At 62.5% G+C, this 6,404-nt stretch carries 6 protein-coding genes; 3 read left to right on the top strand and 3 right to left on the bottom strand.

Annotation, left to right across the window (positions count from 1 at the left end; translation table 11 throughout):
- From EN932_RS25800 to EN932_RS25810, 3 genes are all read right to left on the bottom strand, one after another.
- Nucleotides 1–1,279 (bottom strand): Rieske 2Fe-2S domain-containing protein (locus tag EN932_RS25800; RefSeq protein WP_128369157.1); only part of this gene is annotated, 1,279 nt, incomplete at its 3' end.
- A 21-nt stretch (nt 1,280–1,300) separates the two neighbouring features.
- Entirely contained in the window at nt 1,301–2,194 is an 894-nt protein-coding gene (locus tag EN932_RS25805) for an aromatic ring-hydroxylating dioxygenase subunit alpha (RefSeq protein ID WP_013529897.1), read from the bottom strand.
- Between the two features lie 29 nt (nt 2,195–2,223).
- Nucleotides 2,224–3,081, bottom strand: coding sequence for an aromatic ring-hydroxylating dioxygenase subunit alpha (locus tag EN932_RS25810; RefSeq protein WP_127369653.1), 858 nt, complete (start codon nt 3,079–3,081; stop codon nt 2,224–2,226).
- Nucleotides 3,082–3,331: 250 nt separating this feature from the next.
- Between EN932_RS25810 and EN932_RS25815 the strand changes: the two genes are divergently transcribed.
- The 3 genes from EN932_RS25815 to EN932_RS25825 all read left to right on the top strand — a co-directional run.
- Entirely contained in the window at nt 3,332–4,168 is an 837-nt protein-coding gene (locus tag EN932_RS25815; protein ID WP_063173785.1) for a GntR family transcriptional regulator, read from the top strand.
- The gene (locus tag EN932_RS25820; protein WP_013529894.1) at nt 4,165–5,259 is read left to right on the top strand and encodes a BMP family ABC transporter substrate-binding protein; all 1,095 of its coding nucleotides are present in this window, start codon (nt 4,165–4,167) and stop codon (nt 5,257–5,259) included. The genes EN932_RS25815 and EN932_RS25820 overlap by 4 nt, the downstream gene beginning before the upstream one ends.
- A 97-nt stretch (nt 5,260–5,356) precedes the next feature.
- Nucleotides 5,357–6,404 (top strand): ATP-binding cassette domain-containing protein (locus EN932_RS25825; protein WP_128369158.1); only part of this gene is annotated, 1,048 nt, incomplete at its 3' end.

The following is a 6,404-nucleotide window of genomic DNA, read 5'->3' on the forward strand; positions in this document are numbered from 1 at the left end:
GCTTCAGCCGATCGGCAAAGGCGAGGTGTTCCTCGCCTTGCGCGAAATAATGCAGCTCGTGCGCAAGCTCCTGGTTCTTCAGCGCCTGCGCCATGGCGAGCAGCGGCGTGATGCCGATGCCGCCGGCGACGAACAGCGTCTTGATCGCATCGCGGCGCAGCGGGAAGTTGTTGCGTGGCTCGGAAATCGCCAGCACGTCGCCCTCTCGCACCGTCTCATGCATGCATTTCGAGCCACCCTTGGAGTCCCGTTCCAGCTTGACGCCGATGGTGAAGCTGTCGGTTTCACCGGGACCGTTGGTGATCGAATACTGCCTGATCTCGCCATTGGGCATGTGGACGTCGATATGGGCTCCAGGCTGGAACGTCGGCAGGATGCCCTTGATCGGACGAAGCTCGAAGCCTGCGATCCCGTCGGCGGTCTGCCATTTTCTGGCCACGCTGACACGCAGCGCAGCCTTGCGGCCATGCGTGGTCACCTCAGGCATTTCGGCGAGTTCGGCCGAGACCCGTTCGTAGACCGGCTCGAGCGGCGCCGGCGCCGGCGCGTTCGCCACGTCGCGCTCGACCTCGTCGCGCAGCTTGGAAAGCCGCTCATTGTGGTGACGCAGAATGGCAATGCGCGCGGCGCCCTCGGCCTCCTGATCGAGCACGCCGCGGATCACCGAACGGTTGGAATCGACCGGCTGCACGAAGAAAACGCCCTGCGTCTCGGCGCTGCTGGCTCGCGAGCGAAGCGCCACAGCGAAATCCTGGGCGGCTTCGACGAGAATGTCGGCGCCCTCGCCATCGATCGCTCCGTTGGGTTGAAAGCGATAGGCTCTCAGCCTCTCGACGACTTTGTCGGCCGGCGCGTTGACCGCGATGCCGCGCAAGGCGAGGAGCTTGCCTTCGGCGAGGCCGGCAATCTCAGGCACCTCCCCGCGCGGCTCTTCCGAGGACCAGACCAAGCCATAACGTTCGACCGCCGGAAAAGTGCGGTTGGTGATGGTGCGGGCGGGTGCATCGGCCGGATGAGCCGGGATATAGGTGCAGCCAGCGGTGCGGTTCGAATAACGCCAGCCGTGATACTGGCATTTCAGTTCGCGCCCGTCATTGATGCCGATCGACAGCCTGACGCCGCGATGCAGGCAGCGGTTCTCCCAGATGTTGACGTAACCGTCATCGGCCCGCCACACGGCGAATTCCCGGCCGAGCAACTGGCCGTGGAAAACGTGGCGAAACGGCAAATCATGGGCAGCGGCGATCGGATGCCACCGGCTTCTGGCTTCTTCCAACATCAATCGTCTCCAAAATGTCTGTCAGGCTGCAGCCGGGATGACCCCGTAGGTCACGCCCTTCTGGCTGAGCCAGCGCCGGTAGGCGATGGCCGACTTGTCAGCGCGGATCGGCGTCTCGGCGCGCGGATCGAGCGGCAGGCGCTTCGGCACCTGGTTTTCCAGGATCGGCTTGTCCTGGCCGAAGATCGTCTGCTGGAAACGCTTGATCACCTTGTCTTCATTGTCTTCGTCGAGCACGCAAAGCAGCATGTGGGCGCGCACATGCTCCTGGTCGACCGGCTGCAGGAAGACGGCGATGACATCGCGCCGGGTCTCGTCGACCGGGCTCGATTTATAGAGCACCGAGCAATAGGGATGCGGCACGCGATAGACGTAGTCGACGTCGGCGCCGCCATCGGACGCCGTCGACGCCATCGGCTGGAAGAAGCGGCAGCGCGTGGCCAGGATCTCGTCACGATCGACGGAGATCTCGACGTCGTATTCCTTGACTTCGGTATGCGGCTCGACGCCGAGTATGTCGGTATGCACATAGGGGAAGTGGCCCATGTCGAGAAAGTTCTCGATGGCGCGCGGCGCCGAGACGTTGACGCCGAACGTTGCCGCATTGAGCTTACGGCGGTCCGGCTCTTGATATTCGGGGATCGGGAACAGCTCGGCCGGCGGCGACCCGAGCGAAGTCCAGACATAGCCATAGGCGCTTATTGCAGGCAGCCTGTCGGCGGGTGGAATATGGTCAGCCCTTTGCACATCGGGACGCGAGCGCCAGACGACGGGCTCGCCATCCGCGTCCACCGCAAAGCTGAGGCGCTCCTCGAGCAGAACGGTCTCCTGGACGGCGCCGGGAGCAGCTTCCGCGATGGCGCCCACGGGATGCCAGAGATTGAGGATCACGGGATCAGCGCATTTCGTCATCATGTTATCCCTTCAAATACCCTCGGACGTCATCAGATCTGTGCCGGTATCGCACCATAGGTGACCGCCCTGTCACGCAGCCAGCGCCGATAGGAAACCGAGACGGCATCGGCGCGGATCGGGGTCTCGGCGCGCGGATCGAGCGGCAGGCGCTTGGGGACCTGGTTTTCCAGGATCGGCTTGTCCTGCGCGAAGATCAATTGCATGAAACTGCGCACCGTCGCCGCGTCCATGCCCTCCTTGAGGTAGCAGAGATAAGGATGCGCGACGCAGTTCTCCTCGTCGACCGGCTGCACGAACAGCGTGATGACATCCAGCCTCCCCTTCTGGATCGGATTGCTCTTGTAGAGCGCCACCGTATAGGGCCGGATCACCTTGTAGATGTACTCGACGACGAACCCTTCCTTCGCGGTCGGCGACGCGATGGGCTGGTAGAATTTGCATTCGGTCGCCAGCACCTCGTCCTGGGGCGTGATTTCCACCTTGTAAGGCACGACCTCGGTATGCGGCTCCTCGCCGAGCCAGCCGGTGTGGATGAAGGGGAAATGCCCCATGTCGAGAAAATTCTCGACGGCGCGAAGGCCCGACACCTTGACCGCGATCGAGCCGCCGCTGACCAGATGTCGATCCGCCTCGTTGGCCTCGGGGATGTAGATGATGTCGCGCCAGGGTTTGTCCAGACAGGTCCAGACGAAGCCATAGCGCTCGGCGCTCTTCAACACGTCGCCGGTATCGTTGCGAACGACTTCGATCTTGTCTGAATGTTTGCGAACGACGAGATCGACCCCAAGCAGACGGGTCGAAAAGGGCACATCCTGGCTGAGCGATTCCTGGTCAGCGACGATATGCCAGTCGTTCAGAAGCTCGCGGTCGACGCAACGGGTTGCCATCGGCATCCCTCCCAACTCGGCTAGCCCTTCACCACGAACCTAGCCTGACGTTTCGCAATGACGAAATCACAAGATTGGATACCAATCAATGATTTTTTGTCAGCCAAAATCATTTTTTGTGTTGACAGACTATGATGATTGAATTCCGATATGGAAAACCTGAACCTGGGATATGGCACATCCCGAAGCGTCATGTCTTCATCATGGAAAGCCTGCTGATCATGTCGTCGCAAAGGCGGAGAACCGTGCCTTGAGCAGCCGCTCCCAGACGATCGCGGACACGCTGACCCGCGCCATCATCGACCATCGGCTGGTGCCCGGCTGCAAGCTCGGCGAGCGCGAGCTTGCCGAGATATTCGATGTCAGCCGCATCGTGGTGCGTCAGGCCCTGATACGGCTCGCCGATGACGGGCTGGCGCAGATCGAGCGCAACCGCGGCGCCTTCGTCGCCAGGCCAAGCATGCAGGAGGCAATGGAGATTTACGACGCGCTGACCCTTGTCGAACAGGGGGTGGCGGCCCAGCTCAGCGATCGCCTTGGCCCCGCCGGATGGGCCGAGCTGCGCCAGCATGTCGAACGCCAGCGCCAGGCAGTCGCCGCCGGCAACGATGCGCTGGCCGACGTGCTCGGCCAGGAATTCCACACGGTGTTCGTGCGCCTTAGCCGCAACAAGGTGATGCAGGAAATCCATGCCCAGCTGGTGCGCCGCACGACGTTGCTGCGCTCGCTCATTTCAGCCGATTTCGACTATTGCAATCTGCTCGACGATCATTCGAGGGTCGTCGACCTTCTGGAAAAGGGCCGCCTGAAACAGGCCATGGACCTGATCGACACGCATCACCGCACCGTGGTGCGCGGCTACATCATGGATCGCGAGGTGTTTCCGGAGATGACGCCTGCCGAAGCGCTCGCACCCTATCTCGACGGCAAGGCCGACGGAGCGACGATATCGGCTGGATTGAGGCAGGCAAAACCATCCGGGAATGGCGACGGCGCGGCGCACGCGCACGTCCATCTCCCTAACAAAGACCGGGCATCGACAAGCCGGGCATCAACCAAAAAAACCAACAGAGGGTTACCGACATGAACGACCTGACAAGACGCGGATTCCTGAAATACAGCGGTGCGCTGGGTGCTGCGCTCGGTGCCGGAGGGCTGAGCACGGTCGCCAAGGCTCAAGAGGTGCTCAAGATCGGCGTCGTCTACGTCTCGCCGATCGCCGAAATCGGCTGGACCAAGCAGCACAGCCTTGGCGTCGAGGCGATCAAAGCCGCGTTCGGCGACAAGGCCGAACTCACCGTCATCGACAACATCTTCATGCCGCAGGATGCGGAGCGCATTTTCCGCGAGCTGGCCAGCGCCGGCAACAAACTGATCTTCGGCACCAGCTTTTCGCACGGAACGCCCATGCAGAAAGTGGCGCCGCGGTTCCCCAAGGTGGCTTTCGAACATTGCTCCGGCATCGTCCACCTTGCCAATCTGGGTACCTTTGAAGCCAAATATTACGAGGGCACTTTCGTCGCCGGCGCGGCCGGCGGCTACATGTCGAAATCGGGCAAGATTGGTTTCATCGGCGGCTTTCCGATTCCGGATATCGTCGGCCCGGCCAACGCGCTGCTGCTCGGTGCGCAAAGCGTCAATCCGAACGCCACCTGCAACGCCATCTTCCTCAATTCCTGGTTCGATCCGGGCAAGGAGAAGGAGGCCGCCAAGACGCTGCTTTCGCAAGGCTGCGATGTCATCTGCTCGATGACCGACACGGCGACGGGCGTCCAGGTCGCGGGTGAAGGCGGCGCCTGGTCGATCGGCTACGCCAGCGACATGGCCAAGTTCGCTTCGGGCAAACAGCTGACGTCCTTTGTCCTCGACTGGACCAGCGACTATGTCGGCGCCGCCAAGGCCGTCGCCGCCGGCACCTGGAAGCCGGAAGTGCGCTGGGATGGACTGGCAGCGGGCGTCGTGAAGATGGCGCCCTACAATGACGGCATACCGGCCGACACCAAGGCCAAGCTGAAGCAGCTCGAGGCCGACATCGGCAGCGGCAAGGTGCACCCCTATGGCGGCGAGTTGAAGGACCAGGCCGGCAACCTCAAGGTCGCTGCAGGCTCCGTCCTGGCCGATGACGATGTTCGCGGCATGAACTGGTTCGTCAAAGGCATGATCGGCAAGCTGAGCTGAACGCCATCAAAGAACCAGGGAGGCGCCGAGACCGACCTTCGGCGTCTCCCTGCCTGGTTCCCGTCCAACCTCGCTTCACGCCACGGCAGGACCCGCCATGCATCCGCGTCTAGAACTGCGCAACATCTGCAAGCGCTATCCCGGCGTCGTCGCCAATGACGACGTCTCGCTGTCTATCCAGCCCGGCGAAATCCACGCCGTGCTGGGCGAAAACGGCGCCGGCAAATCGACCCTGATGAAGATCATCTATGGCGCGGCACAGGCCGATTCCGGCGAGATCTTCTGCGACGGCAATCCGATCGCGGCGCACAACCCGGCGACGTCGCGCGCGCTCGGCATCGAGATGGTCTACCAGCACTTCGCGCTGTTCGAATCCGTTTCAGTGGTCGAGAACATTGCGCTCTCGGCAAGCAGCGCCTTCGATCTGCCCTCGCTTGCCGCCAAGATCCGCGAGCTTTCGCTTCGCTACGGTATGCCGATCGATCCGCATCGCCAGGTGCATGACCTCTCTGTCGGCGAGCGGCAGCGCGTCGAGATCGTGCGCTGCCTGCTGCAGGCGCCCAAGCTTCTGATCCTCGACGAGCCGACTTCCGTGCTGACGCCACAGGCGGTGGTCAAGCTGTTCGAGACGCTTCGACAACTCGCCGCTGAAGGCTGCAGCATCGTCTACATCAGCCACAAGCTCGACGAGGTGCAGGAGCTCTGTGACACCGCAACCGTGCTGCGCAACGGCAAGGTCACCGGCACCGCTCGGCCGAAAGAGACGACCTCGCTCGAGCTCGCCCGCATGATGGTCGGCTCGAAGCTGCCGGAAATGCATGTCAGCCCGCCGACCCCGAGCGAGAAGCCAGTGCTCGAGGTCAACAACCTTTCGGTCAAGGCAAGAGACCATTTCGGCGTGGATCTGAAGGACGTCTCCTTCAACGTTCATGGCGGGGAAATCGTCGGCCTGGCGGGAGTGTCCGGAAACGGCCAGGCGGAGCTTATCGCCTTGCTCAGCGGCGAACGCACGCATCACAACAACGACGCGATCAGGATTTACGGTACCGCTGCCGCTCGCCTTCGTGCCGACGAGCGCCGCAAGCTCGGTCTCGCCTTCGTTCCCGAGGAACGGCTGGGCCGTGGCGCGGTACCGTCGCATACGC

The sequence above is a fragment of the Mesorhizobium sp. M7A.F.Ca.US.002.01.1.1 genome, from assembly GCF_004022955.1.
GTDB classification, from domain to species: domain Bacteria; phylum Pseudomonadota; class Alphaproteobacteria; order Rhizobiales; family Rhizobiaceae; genus Mesorhizobium; species Mesorhizobium ciceri.

Coding starts and splice junctions, on each gene's coding strand:
- EN932_RS25805 (WP_013529897.1), bottom strand. CDS start 2,194: ATGATGACGAAATGCGCTGATCCCGTGATCCTCAATCTCTGGCATCCC.
- EN932_RS25810 (WP_127369653.1), bottom strand. CDS start 3,081: ATGGCAACCCGTTGCGTCGACCGCGAGCTTCTGAACGACTGGCATATC.
- EN932_RS25820 (WP_013529894.1), top strand. CDS start 4,165: ATGAACGACCTGACAAGACGCGGATTCCTGAAATACAGCGGTGCGCTG.